Here is a 22,374-nt window from a genome sequence, read left to right as displayed (position 1 = left end):
TAAGATTAGTACACTTGTTGATTAAATTGATAGTTGAAGGACTTCAGGATATTATTATCCTGATCGCGGATATAGACCAGCCGGCCATAAGAATCGTATTCATAACGGATAACCCGATTACTTATATCGCACTCGCTGGTAATACCAACCATGGGCTCATAGGTGTAGGTGCTCATTTGTGCATTCGCCGGGTAAAAACGCACTTCATCTATCTGCCCTTGCAGGTTGATGGTATATTCACCATTAGCTACTACGATATTTGTTGTTACCTGTAAGTTCCATTTATCGCCCGTCTTTTCCCACCAGGTTAAGATATATTTACCGTTGGTGAGGTTCTTTAACGATTTGGAGAAAAGACCTGTATAGCTTTGTTTACCTGTTTTACTATCCCCCGAATTTCCATCCACCCCTTCAAAGCTGGTATGGTAAATATCTTTGGTTTCTGCGTTAACGGCGCGTGCTATAGGATGTTGCGAACGGTATCCCCAGATATAAGAGCTCTTTACATCATTTTCTTTTGATACGGAAAATACATTCCCTTTGATATCGTAATTGTAATAATGCATCCGCGCCTCAAATGGTTTGGTCCCTGTTTTAATATACACCTGCTCTGGTGCAATCACCCGGTTCGACCAATCTCTGAACCCATACAATTCAGCCGATACCAATGTTGACATCTTGAAAGTTTCCTTTTCAACTATAGTTGTAAAGTAACCTGCATTTGCCAAGCCGCTTATCATTGACCTTTGATCAGCAGTCAATACTGCAGCATCCGGTACGGTATTCCCTACAGGATAGTAAAACCTTTCAGTAATCGCGGTGCCACTACCGGCTGAGATCTTTTGAGTCATATTGTACGGATAATTCGGGTCATAATCATACCTCATAGCGGTAGAATAATAGTTACCATCACGGTCGTATATATGAGATTCAGTCAAAAGCTGCTCATTGTCTACCACATAATGGAGCAAATGCATTTCATAAGGATTTATTTTATTAGTAAAACAGCGGTTTGATATATCTGATGGACTCCGCCAGAGCTTGTCATGTGGTTGCATCTGCCCCCAGTAGTAAGTCAAATGCACCGGTTCGATGATCCATGAATAATGCTCTCTGGTATTTGTTGAATATGTATACTCATGCTCGTCCCATACATTCTCGGTATTGGAAAAAACCCGCTTATAGATGAGTTTTGGCCCTTTTGAACCCAGGTTTCTGATATAAGCCAAAACATGATTATCCTCGTCGGCTATAGGCCTGTTGTAAAATTGAGAAGGTGTATAGTCATAAAAATATTCTGCCTTGCTTTCATTGCTGTACTCAGTTACACAGGGATACCACACGGGTAGGTTAAAACTGAAGTGTTTGTATTTGTGATAAGAGGAAAGCCTTCTTTGACGAAAATGCTGGCAACCGCAAAATTCGTAGGGGCCTGGTGTTATATCTATTATATTAGTAGTTATAAAGTCATTGCCATCCAATGTAGCTGGTAACACATCAACATTATTCACAAGCACTTCTTTAAAAATTCCCAGGTTGCCCACCCCCGATTCATTCCAACCATACTTGTATGTTTTTGTCATCACCTTACCAGATGACCTGTCGAAGGTTTCTACCTTTGTTACCCGCAGCCCAAGGCCAAAAGTTTCGTTTCCTTTCGACAGAAAACGATGTGGCTCATAGGTATAATTTGTATAACCGCCGGTAGGGTAATTGATCTTCTTCAAAATGTGTGATTGCATATATGCAGCATTGGGCTCCCGATTTGCATACCCAATGTTCATTACGCCTGTATGGGTTTGGGTACCCAGGTACTTTGCAGTATAATGCTTCAACTGTATACGGGGTACAAGGTTCTGGTTGTTCTGTCCATTATAAAAACCAGCATAATCCTGCCCGTTCTTGTACGTAAAAGGCTGCATATCATATTCAAATGTATATTGCCCTTCCCCGCTTATGGACACACTGTTCAAAAGATCGCCACCAGAAAATAAAACATTTTTTATCAGCCTGTTATCCTCATTATATACATTAATAGACGCCAGTTTGGTTTTACTGCTATTGGTATAAGCCATATTTACCATTCCTGTTAGAAAGGTCATTTTAGTAAGCGCCCAGGAAGACCGGTCTTCTGCGGGTGGCCATGACCACCCCTCATCATAACGTCGTACGTAGGTATTAGGCGACCACTCAGGTAAATGCACCTGATCGGATCCTCCTGAACATCCAGACTCAACTCTATCCTGAACAACCACGGAATAGGTATAAGGAAACTCATTGGGTATAGTTATTGGATCATAGCTGAAATAAATAGCATTATCACTACCGGGTGCATTCATCTGCTCCAGCATCCATTCAGTTGTGCCTACATCCTTAATATTATCACGGTAGGTTCTTCCAAATATATAAGAGTAGCCTTTATCATCGCTCACCACAAAACACATTGGTGATTTGTTACGGCCACCACCGCCTATTGGCGTTATTTTAACCGGAGCGTCAGGAATGGGCGTGCCTTTCATTACACCATTTTCCCACGTAATAATAAATGTTGTATTAAGATTGGGCAGGTGAATAGTAAAAATATCATATTGTGCGTCATGTGTGGGATGACTAATTCCTCCTCCATTCCACCAGGGGTTATCTATAGCCATGTCATGAAGCTCCTGAGTAAAATCTTCACTTAAATAACCACTGATCTTTTCTGTGGTTGCCAGATCATCGGGGTTTCCCATAATGGTACGGGTTATTCTGAAACCCGGGAAAAGCGTCCAACCTAAACCGATATTTCCAGCCTGGTCTTCTACTTTGATACCCGAAGTATGGTATCTCAATGAAAAAGGAATGGTCATTCCGGTAGCATCCAGGTTAAATAAGGGTACAGTAACATCTACAGCCCCGGTTGACAGGCTGATTGGCTGAGCCAAAAATTTCTGAAATTGCATTGCCACAGGAGATGGCGGTATAATTTCAGGGGCACCCGGCTGGGCGACCAATTTCCCAAAACTGCATAAGACTAATAATAGTAAGAAAAACCTCCGGGAGGTACATTGCTGTATCATCCTGCTTTAATTTATCGTTTATTTTATTCTTAAATTTATATCCTGTCCCTTAACTTACCGAATGCGTTCCGCATCTGTTTATAATTTGGGAAATTTCGCAATATCTGCAATCGTAGATTTGATAATATTCGAGAGGGGCTGCAAAATAAAAAATCTTTTCGAAAAGAGACAGGATTTTTAATCACCGTGTCTATTTCTGGAATAGACGTGCATATTTATCCAATAAGTGTGTAAATAAAAAAAAGCCGGAGTAACTCCGGCGATCATACTAAAAACATATTTTTAAGCTCACAGGCTTCCATTTCATGCAACAGTTGCACCAACTCCTCCTCCCCCATTATATCCTGCAAATGATTAAAAAGAATCCTTTCCTCAAACCTGATGTGCTTTTCCAATTGCCCCGCAAATTGCTGCAACAACTGGTCATCACTTCTGTTTTGAGAAATACTGTCAATAAGATCATATAGCTGTGTATGTTCTTTTTCGGCCTGTTCACGTAAAATATCGCCGACTGGCAGTTTGCTGAATAAGAAATCTTCTTCCCTTTTAAAATGCCCACGCAGGTCTTTATTAAAGAAATCAAGGGTATACTTGCTAATAAACTGCGCATCTACCCCATTTGTTATATCCTGCCGTATTTGCCATACCTGCAATAACCCAAAATGATGTTCGCGTGAGAACTGTACAAATGCCTTGCTTCGTTTTATTGGTTTATGCGTTTCCATGGTAAAATTATTTTAATAGTTTCTTCAGATCTTCCAGAATACTTTTTGCCTGATCAATATTAAAGTCTTCGTGCTGTTTTTTTTGAACGCCCAAACGGGTAAGCTCAATATCAAGATCGGGTTTTATTGAATGATTGGCCAAACAAGCTTTTGAGCAAGCCAGCGGACATCCATCTATCACGATGATCTTCCGCGCCGAAAGCGCTGTTCTCACCAACTTCTTTACATTTCCACCAACACCCGCAATACACGACATTTCCGCCAGGTTCAACCTGTCTAACTGAATGGCCAGGTAATTGGCCATTTGAGCGGCACTGGAACATCCTGAGCATGAATAAACAAGCGGTTTTATGTTTGAAGAACGATCGGTTGTATTCATATACAAATTTATCGTCGTTATTATTTTTTTCAGCTAACACACATCATACCACACACTGATCAACCTCATAAAAAAAGGCGGGCCCCACAAAGGAGACCCGCCCAAATAAATTAAAAAGCAAGGCAACAAGCGACAAGAGAAATTTTTTCCCGCTCTACCCCTGAGCTACGCCCCCATTTTAGTTTGATAATGATCTGTGGAGACGGCGGGACTCGAACCCGCGACCTGGCGTTTGAAGAACGAAGTAACTCTTACCTACGACACTTGCTTTTCAATTTATAAAGAACTTAAAAAACAGGAGCAACAAGCGAAAACGGTTTGGGGATTTGTCGTGCCGGATTCGAACCGGATAGGTGTTACCCTATTACCTCCCCTTCATTGGAGACGAAGTAACCGTCATCTAACGGCATCCTGTAACTTTTGGAACAAGGCTACAAACGTATAGCGACTGCTATACGGTGCACTACTATTGTGCTACCATTCGGATTCTCCTGAATGAGCAGGAGTTGAACCTGCATCCCCGTATCTTAAACGAAGTAACGCTGTACTACGGCACCTGTTCCATTATCTTTCTATTACAATTCTATTTTATTGATCACTTCCAATGCATTGGCGCCGTTTTCCATTGCTTCCATTACATCAAACACTTTATCGCTAAAACCTGCGATCAGGTGCACGCCATTCTTTTCAACCTGTAAAGGTGTATTTCCATAACCTGCCAAATCGAACAGGTACAGCTTTGCATTTGGCGCTATTTTTTTGTAAGCAGCCCATTGATACGCCATAGTGTTAGCTGCAGAAGTATTGTTTGTTCTGCTATCCCACAACTGCACATCGGTAAACAACATGATCTTATCGGCTACATATTTACGATCTAACAGGTCTCTTAACACCAGGTAACCATTCGTTGCATAACCAACCTCTCCCTGTCTCCTATACAACGCATCTACTTTTGCCAGTACATCACGTCCGGGCAGCGACATGATCTTCCACTTATCACCGAATATACCAGACACTACGTTCTTCGATTTCGATTGCATCAACATACCCAACAACAAACCTATATCGTACAACAACACTTTGCTTTTTGGTGATATTGGCTTTTGCATAGAACCCGAAACGTCGCAGGCAATAACTACCCGTGTATCCACATCGAACCCTTTCATATTGCGAACACTAAACGTAATGGCGGTTTCCAACGCATCAGTAATATATCCCTTAAAAGAGGATGAAAGATCTTGCAACTCACGGTATGCCGCCAGAAAACGGAATGGCAATTGTTTTGAATTAGCTACCGCTTTTTCATCGGCCAAACGCTCACTCACTTTTTTATAATGCGCTGTGCTAACCTTGGCTTGCAGAATATTTCGCAGGTTACGCAGTAAGGCCATATAACCCAATTTGTCACTATCTATCAGTTCTTCCCATTTTGCAGCAATGGCGCGGTCTTTCGCTTTCTCATTCGCAAACTTTTGTTGTCCCAGGGCCGACAGTTCCGTTTCCCACGTATATGGTATAGCCAACTCCTGTTTTACTATTTTATTGAACAGCGCCTGTTGCGTTTCATCTTTCGCTTTAGGATGTACCAGGAACAAGGCATCGCGCAGCTTTACTTCGGTGCTGCGGTTGTATTTCGCAAACTGGTATTCATCGAATTTATTGAAAGCGCCTGCCAGTCCTTTTTGCACCTGCTTTGAAATCTTATTTAATTTCTTAGCGGCTTTTCTGTTATTCGCTACCTGGTAATAAGCCAGCAGCTCCATGATCTCGTCAGGACGTTGTACTATTTTTTCAACGGTACGCGACACCAGATTATCACCACTATGTATCTTTGCCAATTCTGCAGCCAGTACTACCGGTGCAGTTCGCAAATTCATTTGCTTACGGGCATAAACAGCCAGTTTTGCCGTAAATTCGGGTTTTACAACCGGCACCAGTAACTGAATACGCGCCAGCCGGTCATCGGCCTTTTCATAGCTGGTATCGCTTAACATGGTTGTTGCAATAGCTGTATACAATTCCATTTCAGGCGTAAGATTGAAAGCGTCTGCACCTTCATAGTTTACTGTTGTAGCCTTTGCCTTTGATGATAAATTGAATTTCATAACTATTGTTTTTGTTTGTTTCTGATAGAACAAAGATGTCCCCCGGTGTACGCAACCCAACTGCGCAGCAACAAACTTTTTTTGGCCGGCTATCACAACTACATGATCATCACAGAAGAAACACTGAAAATAATTTTTCAAAAAGGCATTCAAAATACCAACTGCGCAGTTTTATTGCGCACAAATTATTCCCTGGCCCCCAATTTACCAGGCAACCGCCAAAGCATTAGTATTACAACCATCAAACAAACAACATCTACATAAAAGGTTAACCGCAATGCAGGCACATACGCTGCAGCTACCTCTGGGTGCTGTAGTTTATAATAAAATATTCCGCTAATTATGCTAATTCCAAGGGCCGACGCAATTTGTTGAAATGTTGAAAATATACCGGAAGCCATTGCTGCATTTTCAAGGGCAATATTGTTTAGCACAATGTTCAACAAAAAAGGAAGTACCATACCATTGCCCAGGCCATAAATCCCGATAAGGAACATAGTACATACTGGATTATCCTTCTCATTAAACAAGCATAACTGCAATAAAAAAGAAATTAATATAATTAAAAGCCCCGTTTGCAGCACTCTCTTTCCCCAGCGGGTCAACAATTTTGAAGCAACAATGGATGAGATCATAAAAAGGAGGGCATGCGGTAAAAAGTACATTCCACATGAGATGGCCGAAACGCCCTGTCCACTCTGTAAAAACACTGCTATTATTAACAGATATGCCGCATGCAACATAAAGTGAAACAAAACAGCCATTAAGCCATAGTTAAATTCTTTGTTTAGAAAAAGTTTCAAATCTAAAATTGGAGTCCTGTTACCTTTTGTTAACTTCATTTGCACCACCAAAAACATCATTAATAATAAAAAAGAGAATATCAGGAGAAAAAAGCTCCAGCCGGGCCACGACTGTTCTCTGCCGATAGATAATACATATATAATTCCCCCAAGAGAAACTGCCAGCATCAGGGCGCCCAAATAGTCGAAGCGTATGTTATTTACTCTTTCGGTTTCGATGAGGTATTTCTTTATCATCAGCATCGAAAAAATACCAATGGGTAAATTGATAAGAAAGATAAGCCGCCAACCTGCTATTGATAAGTGTGTTTCGGCCAAATAACCACCAAGTATTTGTCCAATGATAGCTGCAATACTTAAGGTAATACCATACCAGCCTATTGCTTTCGCCCGTTCTGCTGCGTTAGGGAAAAGCTCCTGAATATAGGAAATGCACTGTGTTACCATAAATGCAGAGCTCACTCCCTGCAGAAAACGCGCAATGATAAGCTGCCTGGCATTTATGCATAATCCGCACAAGCAGGAGGTGAAGGTGAACCAAAACATTCCCCAAAAGAAAACTCTTTTCTTTCCCAGGTAATCGCCTGTTCTTGCCCCTATTATTAAAAAAGAAGCGCTGCCCAACAGGTAAGCCGAAACAACCAGTTGCATTTCGCCATCCGAAGCATTAAGGTTTGCCTTTATGGTTGGGATAGAAATATTAATAATAAAGATATCGATAACATATAGCATAGGTGCAGTAAGGACAATAGCCAGCTGTAACCACTTATTAGTGGTCATTTTTTGAAGATCCATAAAATGTGAGGTATTAAGAAAGTGTAAGTTGTTCTTTAGTTCTCATTTCAAAGTCGAGCAACCATTTTTTGCGCCAGATACCGCCGCCATATCCGGTCAATGCGCCATTGGCGCCTATGATCCTGTGACAGGGCACCAAAATGGAAACTCTGTTATAGCCATTGGCATTCGCAACTGCCCTAACAGCTTCGGCCCGATGCAGGGAAGCTACCAATTGAGAATAGGACACGGTGGTTGCATAAGGCACCTCGCGAAGGGCCATCCAAACTGATCGTTGAAACTCAGATCCCGGGGTATGCAATGGGACCGTGAAAGTTGTGCGCTTTCCCTCAAAGTATTCGGCCAACTGTTGTTCCAGTATATCAAAGTGCCTGTTATCTCCCTGCACAATGGTTGCATTCAAGATCCGTGCAAGTGATTTAAACTCTGTTTCCAGCATTTTCCGGTCGGTAAATTCAAGCAGGCAAACGCCCTTGCTGGTGGCGCATGCATACATTGTACCTAAAGGAGTTTCCAGCCGTTTAAGATCAATTACCACCTGTACTTTACTTTTATTTGGCGAAACCCCAAATACCTGTTTAAAAGAATCTGCAAACCCGCTTACCGATTCGAACCCCGATGCATAAGCAGCACTTGTTACCCGCTCGCCGTCCTGGATTTTCTTAAAAGCGGTATTGATGCGGAACATTCGCTGATACGCCTGAAAGGTAATACCATGGTTTTTAATGAACCATCTTCTTAGCGTAAAAGGATCGATACCTCGTTTTATAAGGTCGGCATCTTTGATCTTACAGGCAGGGTCTTCTGTAATTTCATTCAGAAGATCCCGGATGTGAGACGGGGTTTCATTCAATTTTTCAAGTGGGCGGCAAACCTTACATGGCCGGTAACCTTTCAGGATCGACTCTTTGGCAGAAAAAAAGAAGGTAACATTTTCCTTTTTAGGCTTTCTGGCAGTACAGGAAGGGCGGCAAAATACGCCGGTGGTCTTTACCGCAGTAAAAAACATTCCCTCAAAGGACTCGTCCTTTTCAAGGCACGCTTTATACATGATCTCAAATGTCAATTCCATTTTTCGGCATTTTTTGTACGTCAAAATTAACCTTACAGCCACACCCTGGCAACCGAAAACTTGGCAGGTATTTTTTATCCCTACATTGGTATAAATAAAAGAGGGCGTCTTAAATGTAAGTGGCGCCCTTTTAATTAAAAAGGCAAGACCGTCCACTGGTTGGCAGACGGTCTTTTGCTTATGAAGAAGGTCTGGTCCCTTACCGTAGTAAGGCAATTTTAATACGTCTTATAATTTCCCCGGTATTTACATTTTCTAATTGATTGTAGAACAAGTCTCCGTCAAACCAGGCCTTTACGTAATAGCTTCCATTGGGAACACTGGCAGGAATGGGAATGGTAGTTTTCCAAAACGTATAACAATCAGGCAAGGGATATTCGTGGATATCTAATGGATAGGTATATTCTGTACCTGTGGTCACATCTTCCAATATAAGGAAAGAATAGCCCGGGCATTCACATCCGCCTGTAAATTGCGCCTCAACTGCCAAACCATCCGAAGTAAAACCAGCATAGGTTATAGGAGACTCCGTGAGGCGTGGCCCGGTTGGGCAAGAGGTAGGCTCAGTTCTATTCTGTGGGTCAGGCCAGCCTGGAAAGTTAGGATCCCCGGGATTTTGCGGATCAGAGGTGCAAACAAATGCGTAGTACGGAAAGCTAACATCATAACAGTTCACTTTGTCACCAGTAACCGGATCAAAATCTTCGCAAATCAGGAAGGAGTGATAAAGTGTTTGAAGCTCACAGGCTCCTCCCATTACCCTTGCACTGTTTGTTTGCTGTGCAACAGCCTTACCCGAATTGTATTGTTGGGAAGATAAGAATTTCCCTTTCCAATCTTTAGAACTTACATACCCGCTGAAGTCTTCAACTATGCTTTGATAGTGATTATTATATAGGTAATTAGGGCCATTGCTTACATAGTCAGCAGATGGTATATACGTAACAATTTTCTCACTCACCATGCCGCTCATTTTATCCTTATAAATTACAAACCGATCGAAAGAATTGTCAACCATCTTATTAAGGGTAGCTGATGGTATATTCGAACTGCCAAAGAATACGATCTCACGGTTAGTGTAAGAAATAGGTGCTTCAATAAAGTACGATCTTTCGTTTTCACCGATGTAGGCTTTCGAAAAATCTACTTTCTTAAAATTTTTCCCGGTCTTACCAGGGATCTTAATAGAGTCATAATTACCATACTTGGTCTCCAGGCGTTGAAGATAAATTTTAGCATCTTCAACTGTTAGTCCGTTGTGTTTGTCTGTTGATTGATTCTTTTTACAGGAAACAGTAGTAAAAATAATTACGCTAACAAGGATTGTCAGGCTTACATTTCTTTTCATCATTGGTTTAATAAATTGGTTGTTGATCAGGTACTAAAAACGGTATAATGATGCAGGTAGTTTTCTGCTTATATTTTAAATGTAAAGTAAAACCCGGTGAAGTGTAATAATCAGATATTAAATTTGATGAGCGTGCCCTTTTTGCAATTAACGTGTTGTTTTAGACAATATTCGTGCAGGAGATATGTTATTTATGTATATATAATCCGTAAAGGATTGGCCGCAAAATAACGCATAAAATGGATCTGCTATGACTTATCAGATTATAACAGCGGCTGCAGATCGGGGACCTACCAGTTCTTCTGGCTCCTTCTTTATCCCATCCTGTGAAAAAGTGCCGCTTCCTTCACAGCCTCATTGCAGATGTCCTGTATTTTAGCAACAGCATGCTGTAAGCGCTGCGCATCACCCTTATAATATTCTACTTCATCAAACAAAGGATCGAGCGCTTCGTTCAACCCCATTATTGAAACGGTAGTTCGTAAATTATGCGTAATACTTCTCATTTTTTTCTCATCACCCGCTTTTACCGAAGCCGATAGCGACTCCATGGCCAATGGAATGGCTTTTATAAATTTCTGTGTTGCGTCTTTTTCATAGGTTGTATTACCGGCGCTTACCTCCTGCAGATAGTCGAGTTTTATATATTTATAACCGGGGGCACCTGTAACACCCGTAACTTCTCTCTTTGCTCCCGGTTGTACAAAAGCCGTGAACTTGCTTATGAGCAAACTTAACTGCTCCTGCTTTATTGGTTTGGCTATATAGTCGTTCATACCATAACTAAGACATTTTTCCCGTTCGCCGGGCATGGCATGTGCCGTCATGGCAATAATAGGAATAGCAGACCGTAATTCATTTCTTATTTTGCGGGAAGCGGTATAACCATCCATTACCGGCATTTGAATGTCCATCAACACCAGGTCGTATTTGTTTGCTTCTAGTTTGTCAATAGCCTCCTGGCCATTGTTGGCCATTTCAAAGGGCAGGTCCCAGCTTTTGAAAATGTGGCTAATCAGACTTTGATTAAATTCATTGTCTTCCGTTACCAACACCTTTATATCTGAAGCCGCCGCTCCTGCTAACGGTGATTCGGCAACAGCCAGGTGATCGATGATCTGCCGGGTAGAAACTGTGTAAGGAATGTTTACATAAAACACGGTGCCGATACCGGCCTTGCTTTCCACATCTATGGTTCCGCCCTGAAGTTCTACCAGGTCGCGTACGATCGATAACCCCAGGCCGGTTCCGCCATACTGCCTGGTAATGGTATCATCAGCCTGTTCAAAACGGCCGAAAATATGTTTCAGTTTTTGCGCTTCAATGCCAATACCGGTATCGATCACCTGCATTTTTATTTTCACATTGTTATCGTTCATGCTTTCTGCAGCTACTTTCAGGGTAACCGATCCGGCGGCAGTAAACTTTAAGGCATTTCCCAATAAATTGTTCAGGATCTGCGTGAGCCGCACCGGGTCTCCTTCCAGTATGTCAGGTATCGTTTTATCTATTACCGTCTTTAACTGAATGTCCTTATCTTTTGCCCTGGGCATAACCATAGTCTCTACTGAATGAATCAGTCCACGCAGGCTAAAAGGCACGTGTTCTATCCGCATCATGCCCGCTTCTATTTTGGAAATATCCAGAATATCGTTCACAATGGCCAACAGGTTCTCGCCCGACTGTTCAATAGTTTGCACATATTGTTTCGCATCGTCATCGAGTTTTTTCTGTGCCAACAACTGGGTAAACCCAACAATGGCATTCATGGGCGTGCGGATCTCATGGCTCATATTGGCCAGGAAATTTTCTTTTACCCTGGCTGTTTCGCGTAACATTTGTTCGGAACGGATCAGCTTTTTAATAATGTAGATGATATACCAGAATACCAGTGCCGCCGCCAGTAATACCAGGGCCATTACAATGTAACTGAACTGTAATGCCTTTTGACCGCTTCGTTGTACACTGCCGGTTATTGCAGCCAGCTGGCGGTTACGGGCCTCCGTGATCTTACGTACATTGTTTTCAATATCATATGAAACCCATTCGGGCAGGTTGGCGTTGATGGTATCTTCAGCCGCCTTTACTCCGTGGCGCCGCCAGGCGTGGAGGATACTATGAAAAAGTTCTATTTTAAGGTTGATCGTTTTGTTAAGTTCGGCAATCAATGCCACACTAATGGGGTCATCTTTGATGGTTCGCAGAAAATCCTGGGCATTTTGAATTTCTTTAAACTCGCGTTCGAGCCCGGAGAGGTAAGTGGTATCACCCGACTCAATAAATCCCCTGATCTTTCTTTCAATTACCACCTTTCCTTTTGCCGCATCGAGCAAATTGCGGGTGATCTGGTATTCATCGAGCAGTTTTTTATTAGAGGTAACAAGCGCATTCACATGCCGGGTTGAATTGAATTCGATGTACCCCAGAATGAGGGTACCTGCAATAAATAGGCCTATGATGTAGAATATGATCCGCTTGCCTGACATGGATAATGATTTTATTGGCTGTCTGAAGAAACAAAAGTATTCACCAACAGTGGAGGTACGCCTGGTAAGCTATGAATGAGGATAAACTATCGACAAAAAAGGTTTTCGGGGCGACGGGGATCACAGCACATTCATCCGCTTATTGAGCGTGGACCGATAGGCATCGGCAACCGGCACCGTTTTTTCCTGCACTACAATAACTCCATCACGTATGGTATCTATCTTATCTATGGCCACAATATACGAACGGTGCACCCGCAGGAATTTACTGGCCGGCAGCCTGTCTTCCACCACTTTAAGTGTATTGTGAATGGCAAAGAAACGCTGGGCCGTGTGCAGTTTTACATAATCGCGCATCGATTCTACAAACAGGATCTCATCGAGACTAAGCCGCCTGATAATATTGGAATCACGAATAAATATGAACTCCCCTTCTTCTACATTCAATTCTTCCTGTGCGCTTTCGATCAAAACCCGGGCTTTATCAATGGCTTGTATCAGCCTTGCGGGCGTAACCGGCTTTAATATATAATCGGCCACGTTCAGTTCAAAAGCTTCAACAGCATAATCTCTTTTTGAGGTGGTGAAAATTATGACAGGACCTTTATCGTGCAGATTGCGGGTAAGTTCCAGTCCCGACATACCGGGCATTTCTATATCGAGTAATATAATATCTATTTCTTTTTCCTGAAGCAGATTATACGCCTGCAGGGCGTCGGCGCATTCGCCGGCTATTGTTATGTCTTTAATACGACCAACAATTTGGCCAAGGACATCTCTGGCTATTTCGTTATCATCTACTATCAGGACGTTCATAAGCCAAATATAATAAATCTCCCCTTTCCCGTCGACAGGTTTTGCCTTCCCGTCGTTTTGCAAAAACATTCGCCTGTTTTTGAAAGTAAGTTGCATCAGAAATCGATCAGAAACCAAAAACATAACAACATGACACCTTTAATTGGAATTACCCAGGAAAACGCCCTGAAGACCGCACAGATACTAAGCGGCGTTTTAGCCGATGAAGTACTTCTATATATTAAAACCCGCAACGCGCACTGGAATGTAGAAGACGCTGACTTTTATAACCAGCATAAATTTTATGAAGAGCAATACGAACAGTTGGACGATATAATGGACGAAGTAGCAGAACGTATTCGCACCCTGGGTCATTATGCACCGGCTACCATGAAAGATTACCTTCAACTTACTCACCTTACCGAATTATCGAGGGACACTAACGACGGACAGGGTTTTATGCATGAACTGCTGGGCGATCATGAAAGCATTATTGTACACCTGCGGGCAAACATTGGCCACATTGCCGAAACCTTAAAAGATGCCGGCACCAGCGATTTCATTACCCAATTACTTGAAAAGCATGAAAAGATGGCGTGGATGTTACGATCACATTTAAAAAAGATACCTGTAAACTTTATACATCATTTTAATAATGAGAAATGATTCAAGATATAAACCTGTGAACAACCAGATGAAAGCAAAAGATTCGTAGCCTTTTGCTTTCATCAAAATCCTGCCCCTCCTATTATTAATCATAAAAACAACCATCATGGACCTGCCAAACATCATTTCAAAACTGGTAGCTGCACAAAACGATCATAACAGTACAGCTTTTGTAAAATGTTTTGCCGAAACAGCCATCGTATTTGACGATTACAATATTTACTCCGGAAGAGGCGCTATAAAAGAATGGATTGAAAAAACCAATTACACGTTTAACAATATGCTAAAGCCGATTGCCTATACAAAGATCGGCACATCGATAATACTCGATGTAGAAGTATCGGGTACATTCGATCAGGGACCGCTTATGCTGGGTTATCACTTCAAGCTTGCCGGCGGGCGAATTCATTCGTTGCTGATCACGAATATAAATTAGCGCCCAAACACCTGAACTTTTAAACAAACAAAATTGGGCTTTTGAACAAAATGAGCAGACACAAATAGTGAGAACTTTGTGTCATGAAAAACAAACATCCTTCACAATCTGAAACACAACCGCGTATCTTATTCAACCACTACGCAGATGGCAATGTTGAAGGCGAGGCGTTTGTATGTGATCACATCTTTAGTTACATCATTAGCGGAACCCACGATATTTGGGTGGGCGATCAATTATATTCATTTAAGGCCGGCGACTACCGCTTCTTTCGAAGAAATCAATTAACAAGATACGTGAAGAAACCTTCCGGAGAAGGTTTTAGATCTATTGCCGTACACATTGATCAGGGAACGCTAAAAGAGATTGCAAATGAATACACCTACTCCTCTCCTTCTACCTATAACGGCCCCGATGTATTGTTACTTAAACCCAACCAGTATTTACACCATTATATCGACTCACTTACACCGTATTTCAATGCAACCGGTGAGCGATTTGAAAAAATAAAACAGCTTAAAGCCAGGGAATTGGTGCATCTGTTACTGGAGACCAACCCACAGTTAAAACAGGTATTATTCGACTTCAACAACCCGGGCAAAATAGACCTGCAGGCATTTATGAACAAGCACTACAGGTATAACGTTAGCGTTGATCGCTTTGCATACTTAACGGGCAGAAGCTTATCTGGTTTCAAACGCGATTTTGAAAAACTTTTTCAAACCACACCCGGTAAATGGCTTGTTTGGAAACGGTTACAGGAAGCGCATTATCTGATAGAAGAAAAAGGCAAACGTCCTTCCGACATCTACCTCGACGTTGGCTTTAACGACCTGTCGCATTTCTCCTTTGCATATAAAAAAGCATTCGGTAATGCCCCAACAAAAAAGAACAGGCATTGATCCTCACATTTATTAACTAAACATACAATCGAAATGGATTTGAAACTGAAAGGAAAGCGGGCGCTGGTAACAGGCTCCAGCTCCGGCCTGGGCGAAGCTATTGCTAAAATGCTGGCCGCAGAAGGTGCAGCCGTAGTTATACATGGCCGTAATACAACACGTGCCGAACAGGTAGCAGAAAGTATTTTAAAGAAAGGCGGTTCGGCGCATACTGCTATAGGCGACCTGGCAACCGATGAGGGTGCTGATATTGTTGCCAAAGCAGCACTGCAACATGGCGATATAGATATCCTGGTAAACAATGCCGGGGCTACAAGTCATAAAACGTGGTCTGATGTAACTACACAGGACTGGATGGATATGTATAATCAGAATGTAGTTGCCTATGTAAGAATGATACAGCGAATTGTTCCTCAAATGAAAACACTTGGCTGGGGACGGGTAATACATATCGGTGGCGGACTGGGAATACAACCTATTAAAGAACAGCCGCACTATAATGCAACCCTGGCTGCACGGCACAACATGTCGGTTTCACTTGCCAGGCAACTGAAGGATACAGGCATTACATCGAACGTGGTTTCACCGGGAGCCATTATGAACCCCATGGTAGAACAATGGCTTTTAAATGCAGCGCCTAAATTTGGCTGGGGCACCGAACTGGAAGAGATCAAATATCGCGCGGTGCAGGACCTGATTCCCAATGATACCGGACGATTTGGTAGGCCTGAAGAGATCGCTGCTGCGGTAGCTTACCTCACGGGCCCCTATGCCGACTATATAAGCGGGGCTTTGATAAGGGTTGACGGCGGAACTATTCGTTGTATGTAAATCGGCTGGCCCAATTTTTTTAGCCGTTTATTAGAATTGGGAAAGAATGGATATTCGAGACAATAAAGGCGAAGAACCGGCCAGGCAAACCATTCAGGAAGTAAAGACCCATCATAAAATATGGCTGGGAACCTATATTTTACTGGCACTGGGATGTTTGGCCGTGTATTTCATTTTACGATTTACAAGTTATGTTCCCCTACTGAAAAGGATGTTCCTCGGTGGATTTTTCGTATTTACGGTGCTCGGAATTTCCAAGTACATTGAAACGCTGGTTATTAAGTATAAAGAATCCAAAGCCATTCGTTATAATTTAGTACGGCTTATACGCATTCTGGCATTTCTTACCATTGTAATGATCATCATTGCATTTCTTTTTGAGAACTGGTATACCGCAGCCGTTTCATTAGGTCTTTTCTCCCTGGTTCTTGGTTTTGCTTTACAAACTCCCATTTCCTCGTTTATAGGATGGCTTTATATTATCATTCGCACACCGTATAAAGTAGGTGACAGAATACAAATTGGCGATTTTAAAGGTGATGTGGTTGAGATCAATTACCTGGATACTACTTTATGGGAATTTGCAGGCGACTATCTTACCAACGACCTGCCAAGTGGCCGCCTTATCCGTTTTCCTAATACCCTGGTATTGCAGTCGGAAGTGTATAATTATTCGTGGCGAAAATTTCCTTACATCTGGAATGAGATCCCTTTTCATATTGCGTATGAAAGTGACTTCAGTTTTGTGGAAACCACATTGCGTAACGTGGCCAAAGAAGCGTTAGGCCCCAATATGGATGAGAAAGTAAAAGAGTTGAAACTACTGATTCAACAAACACCCGTTGATGAATTAACGATCAGGGAATACCCTTTTGTAACTTTTCGTACCAATAGCAATACCTGGGTAGAAGCAGCGGTTAACTACCTCGTAGATCCCAAACAGGCATCTGCCATAAGGACTACTATTATTAAAAATGCAATTGCTGCGTTATTGCAACAACCCGATAAGGTATTGTTCCCGAAATCGAATGCCCGGTAATAACAATGATCACATATCCTGCAACACGCACCAGCAGTTGTTAAAATTCTTTTCCAGCAGGTCCTGTTTTCTTATCCAAAAAGATAAACGGCCAAGGAAAAACGCCTGTTCATTCATGAGATAGGTAAAATTTTCTAATGAGGCACCAGATCACCCAAAATGGATCTTCACTGTTTGGTAAAACAGCCGGCTTTGTTGGGCCTGCTCGGTAAATCCCTGTAAGCCGAATAAACCGGCGGCATTGCCTTTATTGATGGAGATCTCCAGGTAACCGGCAGCGTTAAAAAGTGCAAGCTTTTCGCCTTCGGGTACATCGGCATAGGTATCAACAATTTTATCGATCACTTCATTGCGCTTAAATACGATCTTGAAGTGACGGCCTTTGCGATGTTCTTCAAACTGTTCGCGGGTTATATTTACTACAATGTTCTCGAAATGGTCAATAAAAATGATCTGTCCTTCCATCCAGTTCTCACCAAAAAGCGGACGTAAATGGTTCTTCTCAAGGAACGGCACATCGGGAATGCCTATGTCCTGCATGCTGGCGCCGGTATGTATTTGCTGAATGGCTTCGGCCATAACCTGGGTTAAATACAGCGTATTTTTAATGGCCTTGGGGTCAAGCGGCAAACCTATGATCATTTCAGGTTTATCTTCCAGTATCATGGTGAGTAATCCATTATCGGCACATAATATATACTGCTGCTGATGCCAGGCCAGCAAAAGCTGTTGCGGCCTTTTCTCAAACAGGTTTATCAGCAATAAATGAAATGTATATGGAGGAAACTCCTTAATACTATTGCGGCAGATATACGCTGCCTGCGGATAATTAAACGGGGATATAGTATGCGAAACGTCAACCAGGGTAAATGCCGGGTTGGTTTGCAATAGCCTGCCTTTTACTGCACCCACCAGGTAGTCTTGCATACCAAAGTCAGAAGTGAGGGTTAGTAAAGGCATTTATGAAATTAAAAATTTAAAATGAAAAATTAGAAACAGGAAAGACTGAACAAGAATGAGAGGAAATGAAAAATGAGGTTTTGACTTTGTCATTTTTCATTTCACATTTCTCATTTTTAATTTATTTAGACAGCTGGTTATTCTTAAAAAAGAACTTGTACACCAGTTTATCTGTTAGCGAGGGGAATAATTTATTCATAAAGATGGTTCTTTTACCATTAAAGGTAAGAACAAGAGTACGCTTACGATGTTCAATGGCTTTTAGAATTTCCCTTGAACATTCTTCTGCGGTCATGAGGCTGGCCTCGTCGAGCGGCGACTCACCCTGGGGGTTACCTTGTTCATTCAACGCAACATTACGAATATTGGATGCGGTAAAACCGGGGCAAACCCACATAACGTGTACGCCGGTATGTAATAATTCGGTACGGATAGCCTCGAGCCAGCCCTGTAAAGCAAACTTAGAAGCGGAGTAAGCGGCGCGGCCGGGCAATCCCCGGTAACCGGCAATGGAAGAAACGCCCACTATGGTTCCCTGGCGTTCTAAAATGGAGGGCAAGGCATATTTGGTACAATATACCGAACCAAAAAAGTTTACATCCATCACTTTTTTGATCACTTCGGTATCTGCATCGTTAAATAAGGCGCGCATGCTAATGCCGGCATTGTTGATAAGGATATCTATACCACCAAAAGTTTTAATGGTAGATTCAATAAAGCGTTTACAATCGCTTTCTTTACTAACATCGCAGGTAATGGTATGCAGCATTACATTGGCGTGCTGAAGCTGCAGCTGGTATAATTTGTCGTAATTACGAGCGCAGGTAGCCACCTTTGCCCCTGCCGCAACACAAGCATCAACCAAAGCCTTACCAATTCCGTCGCTTCCACCCGTTATAGCTACAACCTTATCTTTTAAAAATGACATAGCGTTACTTTTGTAATCACAAAAATAGCGGAGTTAACCCGCTGAAAAAATACAAGTTGAAGAAATAGTTTAGGATTTTTTTTCAAAAAATTTGGTGTGATATGAATTTCCCCTATTTTTGCACTCCCAAATTAAACGCACCGATACGGAAAGAGGCAATAAGAAGAGAATGAAGGAGTTGGGAGGTAAATTTGGGAAAAAAGTTCTTAAAATATTAAACTTTTATAAGGTAGATCTCGTAGCTCAGTTGGTAGAGCACAACACTTTTAATGTTGGGGTCCTGGGTTCGAGTCCCAGCGGGATCACAGAAGCATAAGAGGCTATCAGAAATGGTGGCCTTTACTTTTAAAAGCAGAAGGGAGTTGAAAACCCCTCTCAAGATATTAGGTTGAACTCGTAGCTCAGTTGGTAGAGCATTACACTTTTAATGTAGGGGTCCTGGGTTCGAGTCCCAGCGGGTTCACAGAAATTGAAAAGGCCATCAGAAATGATGGCCTTTTTTATTGCCCTGCCGACGGTGCCCCTAACTAATCACTTTATCGTATACTCCCGGATCATGTTGAAAAATTGGGGGATTTTGGATAAAGTTGTTGTTTTGCAGTCTAATAAATCGGACAAGAAACATTGGAAAAGGATCAGGAAAAAGAATTGTTAGGTTATTTTTTACCAGCAGGGACACTTGAATATTTTGACATCACTCACTTTGTAAAAGATAAAGTAGGATTGGTCTTATTTTTAGAAGAAAAGAACCTACCTCCGGCCGAATATGCAGGCCAAACACTTCACTCTAAAGGATTTTATCCGGAAGTTCGGGTACAGGACTTTCCGATTCGCGAAAACAAAGTAGAACTGAGTATAAAGCGCCGCCGCTGGGAAGTTCAGTCTACTGGAGAAATTGTATCTCGCAATTGGGACCTGATTATGAAAGGAGCACGACTCACCAAAGAGTTCGCGCTTTTTTTAAAAGATGCATTTGGACAATCATCCGGTTAGTTGCCACCAACTGGCCAGAACGTACCAGATGGATGGCAGTCAGCTTCAGCAGCAATACAAACATCACATTAGCGACTATAAAGATTGGGATCAACGTGAGCATGCCACCGAATGGATGCTTTTTGAAAAGAACATGGGTACTCATCTCAGTATTGATGAGACGGCGTTATCCAACGATGAACTTTATACAGTCGTTACCAACAAGTCTGCCAAAGGCCAAAAAGGGGCCATTGTAGCCATGATCAAAGGTACTTTGGCCGATAAGGTTACTGAGGTATTACTGCGTATCAATAAACGATTAAGAGATGGGGTGCAGGAAGTAACCCTTGATATGGCAGCGGGGATGCACCTGATTGTCAGGCGCTGTTTTCCTAAAGCACGCCGGGTGGTAGACCGCTTCCATGTGCAACAATTAGCCTCAGAGGCTGTACAGGAAATACGCATTAAACATCGCTGGCTGGCTATAGATGAAGAAAATGCACAAATTGCCAAAGCCAAAAAGAAAGGATTGACCTACGTTCAGCAATTGTTACCTAATGGCGATTCTCCTAAGCAATTATTAGCCCGTAGTCGCTACCTGCTGTTCAAGCATAAAGAGCGCTGGACATACTCTCAAAAACAGCGGGCGGCGCTTATTTTTGAGCGCTATCCTGCAATCAAGAATGCCTATGATTTATCAATGAGATTGACTGATATCTTCAACCATTGCAAGTGTAGAGAAGAAGCATTTAAGAAGCTGGCCTTATGGTATAATCATATAGAAGAAGCAAATATTGAATCCTTTAGGACCGTATTTAGAACTATCGAAACGCACTACGAAAGCATATTAAATTACTTTGATAACAGAAGTACAAATGCTTCTACCGAAGCATTCAATGCCAAAATCAAATCTTTTAGGGCTTCTGCAAGGGGCGTAAGGGACATAAGCTTTTTCTTATTCAGACTATCCAAAATATATGCGTAGAAGCGAAATCCCCCAACTTTTTGACTTGATCCATACTCCCTTACATCTACTTCCGATATTCTAAAATATCCATAGGCGAAGTTTTCGAAATGGGTCTCATTCATTATATTTCCTCTTACAGAACCTGGTGTTGTTTGAAACGGGCCGGTATTAGCCCCTGATGCTGCCAACAACTTTCTGAAATAATCATAATATCTCCGGGAAATTCCGTACAACCTGATGTTTATCATATCTCCGGCCTTCAGCTCTTTGTCGGAAAAATATTCCTGCATCAGGCTGCCCTGACTTTTCTCGTCATTTTTTGCTTTATAATTTGGAAACGTTGATACGGGTGATAGAATACGATGTAGATAGTGATTTTCCTCATTGCCATTATCCTGGTAGTAGTATTTGATCTCTACCTCATCGCCGCCAAATCCACCGGTATTATTCTGTGTAATATTAGTTTCAACATTCGGCACACCTATACAGGTTTCGGTTGCGGTATAGATATCCTCTTTTAAAACTACTTTTAATGTATAAGTTTCGCCGATAACCGGATGGAAATTGGAGCAGATATACTCTCCCGTACCAGGATTTTCTATAAAACTAAAAACAGCATTTGCTGAATTTGTTATAACTATATCCGCTCCTGAAACCGTTGGAAATAACGTACTGTAATATCCGGTTGTGGTAGAGAGTTTGATCTTCTGCTCATTGCCTGTGGTACCCTTCACCCAATCAATAGATGCGTCAATTACCAATTTCGGTTCTGCTGTTTCTAAATCCACTTGCACTACTTTTGTGCAAGACAGAAGGAAAAAACAAAATAAAACTAACTGGTATTTATGTGAGTTTCTCATTTTTAATTGGAATTAGAATCTGAAATTATAAGTCACACCCGGAATGATACCGAAGATCGATATCCGCTTTGCTTCGCTTAATCCTGTTTCGCTGTTTTGCTCAAACATAATAGACGCGGCATTGCTTCTATTGTAAACATTGTAAATACTGAACACCCATTCGCTTCTCCACTTTTTTTTGCTGTCGGGTTTGGGTGTGTTCTCAGGTATATGGGTAATTTAGCCGAAACTGAATCTCAGGAATTC

General features: G+C 42.0%; 18 protein-coding genes, 2 tRNA genes and 1 pseudogene. 9 read left to right on the top strand and 12 right to left on the bottom strand.

The features are described from left to right. Nucleotides 1-5: 5 nt before the first annotated feature. From GGD38_RS23670 to GGD38_RS23630, 9 genes are all read right to left on the bottom strand, one after another. Nucleotides 6-2,924, bottom strand: a complete 2,919-nt coding sequence (locus tag GGD38_RS23670; protein WP_375303890.1) for a hypothetical protein — start codon at nucleotides 2,922-2,924, stop codon at nucleotides 6-8. A 398-nt stretch (nucleotides 2,925-3,322) separates the two neighbouring features. Then, a complete protein-coding gene (locus tag GGD38_RS23665) occupies nucleotides 3,323-3,784 on the bottom strand; it encodes a hemerythrin domain-containing protein (protein WP_375301672.1) in 462 nt (153 codons plus the stop codon). Nucleotides 3,785-3,791: 7 nt separating this feature from the next. Further along, nucleotides 3,792-4,163: a putative zinc-binding protein gene (locus tag GGD38_RS23660; RefSeq protein WP_375301673.1), complete on the bottom strand. Its 372-nt coding sequence runs from the start codon at nucleotides 4,161-4,163 to the stop codon at nucleotides 3,792-3,794. Between the two features lie 575 nt (nucleotides 4,164-4,738). Further along, entirely contained in the window at nucleotides 4,739-6,268 is a 1,530-nt protein-coding gene (locus GGD38_RS23655; protein WP_375303889.1) for a TROVE domain-containing protein, read from the bottom strand. A gap of 185 nt (nucleotides 6,269-6,453) precedes the next feature. After that, entirely contained in the window at nucleotides 6,454-7,866 is a 1,413-nt protein-coding gene (locus GGD38_RS23650) for an MFS transporter (RefSeq protein WP_375301676.1), read from the bottom strand. A gap of 13 nt (nucleotides 7,867-7,879) precedes the next feature. Continuing rightward, a complete protein-coding gene (locus GGD38_RS23645) occupies nucleotides 7,880-8,938 on the bottom strand; it encodes a bifunctional transcriptional activator/DNA repair enzyme AdaA (protein ID WP_375301677.1) in 1,059 nt (352 codons plus the stop codon). 199 nt (nucleotides 8,939-9,137) lie between these two features. After that, nucleotides 9,138-10,289, bottom strand: coding sequence for a hypothetical protein (locus GGD38_RS23640; protein WP_375301678.1), 1,152 nt, complete (start codon nucleotides 10,287-10,289; stop codon nucleotides 9,138-9,140). 311 nt (nucleotides 10,290-10,600) lie between these two features. Continuing rightward, on the bottom strand, nucleotides 10,601-12,772 hold the full coding sequence (locus tag GGD38_RS23635; protein ID WP_375301679.1) for an ATP-binding protein: 2,172 nt from the start codon (nucleotides 12,770-12,772) through the stop codon (nucleotides 10,601-10,603). Between the two features lie 120 nt (nucleotides 12,773-12,892). Then, nucleotides 12,893-13,588: a LytR/AlgR family response regulator transcription factor gene (locus GGD38_RS23630; protein WP_375301680.1), complete on the bottom strand. Its 696-nt coding sequence runs from the start codon at nucleotides 13,586-13,588 to the stop codon at nucleotides 12,893-12,895. A 129-nt stretch (nucleotides 13,589-13,717) separates the two neighbouring features. On the opposite strand from GGD38_RS23630, the gene GGD38_RS23625 reads away from it, so the two are divergent. The 5 genes from GGD38_RS23625 (at nucleotide 13,718) to GGD38_RS23605 (ending at nucleotide 17,441) form a co-directional block, all read left to right on the top strand. Continuing rightward, on the top strand, nucleotides 13,718-14,233 hold the full coding sequence (locus GGD38_RS23625) for a Dps family protein (RefSeq protein WP_375301681.1): 516 nt from the start codon (nucleotides 13,718-13,720) through the stop codon (nucleotides 14,231-14,233). A gap of 106 nt (nucleotides 14,234-14,339) precedes the next feature. Then, a complete protein-coding gene (locus tag GGD38_RS23620; RefSeq protein ID WP_375301682.1) occupies nucleotides 14,340-14,669 on the top strand; it encodes a hypothetical protein in 330 nt (109 codons plus the stop codon). Nucleotides 14,670-14,752: 83 nt separating this feature from the next. After that, nucleotides 14,753-15,571, top strand: a complete 819-nt coding sequence (locus GGD38_RS23615) for a helix-turn-helix domain-containing protein (protein WP_375301683.1) — start codon at nucleotides 14,753-14,755, stop codon at nucleotides 15,569-15,571. A gap of 33 nt (nucleotides 15,572-15,604) precedes the next feature. Continuing rightward, nucleotides 15,605-16,402, top strand: a complete 798-nt coding sequence (locus tag GGD38_RS23610; protein ID WP_375301684.1) for an SDR family NAD(P)-dependent oxidoreductase — start codon at nucleotides 15,605-15,607, stop codon at nucleotides 16,400-16,402. 46 nt (nucleotides 16,403-16,448) lie between these two features. Continuing rightward, complete coding sequence (locus tag GGD38_RS23605; protein ID WP_375301685.1) at nucleotides 16,449-17,441, top strand: mechanosensitive ion channel family protein; 993 nt, start codon at nucleotides 16,449-16,451, stop codon at nucleotides 17,439-17,441. Nucleotides 17,442-17,591: 150 nt separating this feature from the next. On the opposite strand, the gene GGD38_RS23600 is transcribed toward GGD38_RS23605, so the two are convergent. Continuing rightward, nucleotides 17,592-18,401, bottom strand: coding sequence for an S-adenosyl-l-methionine hydroxide adenosyltransferase family protein (locus tag GGD38_RS23600; protein ID WP_375301686.1), 810 nt, complete (start codon nucleotides 18,399-18,401; stop codon nucleotides 17,592-17,594). A 121-nt stretch (nucleotides 18,402-18,522) separates the two neighbouring features. Then, on the bottom strand, nucleotides 18,523-19,329 hold the full coding sequence (locus tag GGD38_RS23595) for an SDR family oxidoreductase (protein WP_375301687.1): 807 nt from the start codon (nucleotides 19,327-19,329) through the stop codon (nucleotides 18,523-18,525). Nucleotides 19,330-19,561: 232 nt separating this feature from the next. Here GGD38_RS23595 and GGD38_RS23590 point away from each other — a divergent pair. From GGD38_RS23590 to GGD38_RS23575, 4 genes are all read left to right on the top strand, one after another. Next, nucleotides 19,562-19,634 (top strand) — tRNA-Lys (locus tag GGD38_RS23590). 85 nt (nucleotides 19,635-19,719) lie between these two features. Continuing rightward, nucleotides 19,720-19,792, top strand: a tRNA-Lys gene (locus GGD38_RS23585). A gap of 161 nt (nucleotides 19,793-19,953) precedes the next feature. Next, nucleotides 19,954-20,322, top strand: a complete 369-nt coding sequence (locus tag GGD38_RS23580; protein ID WP_375301688.1) for a transposase — start codon at nucleotides 19,954-19,956, stop codon at nucleotides 20,320-20,322. Next, nucleotides 20,297-21,286, top strand: a complete 990-nt coding sequence (locus GGD38_RS23575; protein WP_375301689.1) for a transposase — start codon at nucleotides 20,297-20,299, stop codon at nucleotides 21,284-21,286. Before GGD38_RS23580 ends, GGD38_RS23575 begins: the two co-directional genes overlap by 26 nt. A 56-nt stretch (nucleotides 21,287-21,342) precedes the next feature. On the opposite strand, the pseudogene GGD38_RS23570 reads toward GGD38_RS23575, so the two are convergent. Further along, nucleotides 21,343-22,128, bottom strand: a pseudogene (locus GGD38_RS23570) (DUF4249 family protein); the annotation flags it as partial. Between the last annotated feature and the right edge of the window lie 246 nt (nucleotides 22,129-22,374).

The sequence above is a fragment of the Niastella sp. OAS944 genome (assembly GCA_024809215.1).
In the GTDB taxonomy this organism is placed as follows: domain Bacteria; phylum Bacteroidota; class Bacteroidia; order Chitinophagales; family Chitinophagaceae; genus Niastella.
The sequence above is the reverse complement of the archived record's forward strand: the minus strand, read 5'-3'. Positions and strand labels throughout refer to the sequence as shown.

Bases quoted from the DNA above. Each gene is read 5' to 3' on its own strand.
- GGD38_RS23665 (WP_375301672.1), bottom strand. From the start codon at position 3,784: ATGGAAACGCATAAACCAATAAAACGAAGCAAGGCATTTGTACAGTTC.
- GGD38_RS23660 (WP_375301673.1), bottom strand. From the start codon at position 4,163: ATGAATACAACCGATCGTTCTTCAAACATAAAACCGCTTGTTTATTCA.
- GGD38_RS23655 (WP_375303889.1), bottom strand. From the start codon at position 6,268: ATGAAATTCAATTTATCATCAAAGGCAAAGGCTACAACAGTAAACTAT.
- GGD38_RS23650 (WP_375301676.1), bottom strand. From the start codon at position 7,866: ATGGATCTTCAAAAAATGACCACTAATAAGTGGTTACAGCTGGCTATT.
- GGD38_RS23645 (WP_375301677.1), bottom strand. From the start codon at position 8,938: ATGGAATTGACATTTGAGATCATGTATAAAGCGTGCCTTGAAAAGGAC.
- GGD38_RS23640 (WP_375301678.1), bottom strand. From the start codon at position 10,289: ATGATGAAAAGAAATGTAAGCCTGACAATCCTTGTTAGCGTAATTATT.
- GGD38_RS23635 (WP_375301679.1), bottom strand. From the start codon at position 12,772: ATGTCAGGCAAGCGGATCATATTCTACATCATAGGCCTATTTATTGCA.
- GGD38_RS23630 (WP_375301680.1), bottom strand. From the start codon at position 13,588: ATGAACGTCCTGATAGTAGATGATAACGAAATAGCCAGAGATGTCCTT.
- GGD38_RS23625 (WP_375301681.1), top strand. From the start codon at position 13,718: ATGACACCTTTAATTGGAATTACCCAGGAAAACGCCCTGAAGACCGCA.
- GGD38_RS23620 (WP_375301682.1), top strand. From the start codon at position 14,340: ATGGACCTGCCAAACATCATTTCAAAACTGGTAGCTGCACAAAACGAT.
- GGD38_RS23615 (WP_375301683.1), top strand. From the start codon at position 14,753: ATGAAAAACAAACATCCTTCACAATCTGAAACACAACCGCGTATCTTA.
- GGD38_RS23610 (WP_375301684.1), top strand. From the start codon at position 15,605: ATGGATTTGAAACTGAAAGGAAAGCGGGCGCTGGTAACAGGCTCCAGC.
- GGD38_RS23605 (WP_375301685.1), top strand. From the start codon at position 16,449: ATGGATATTCGAGACAATAAAGGCGAAGAACCGGCCAGGCAAACCATT.
- GGD38_RS23600 (WP_375301686.1), bottom strand. From the start codon at position 18,401: ATGCCTTTACTAACCCTCACTTCTGACTTTGGTATGCAAGACTACCTG.
- GGD38_RS23595 (WP_375301687.1), bottom strand. From the start codon at position 19,329: ATGTCATTTTTAAAAGATAAGGTTGTAGCTATAACGGGTGGAAGCGAC.
- GGD38_RS23575 (WP_375301689.1), top strand. From the start codon at position 20,297: ATGCATTTGGACAATCATCCGGTTAGTTGCCACCAACTGGCCAGAACG.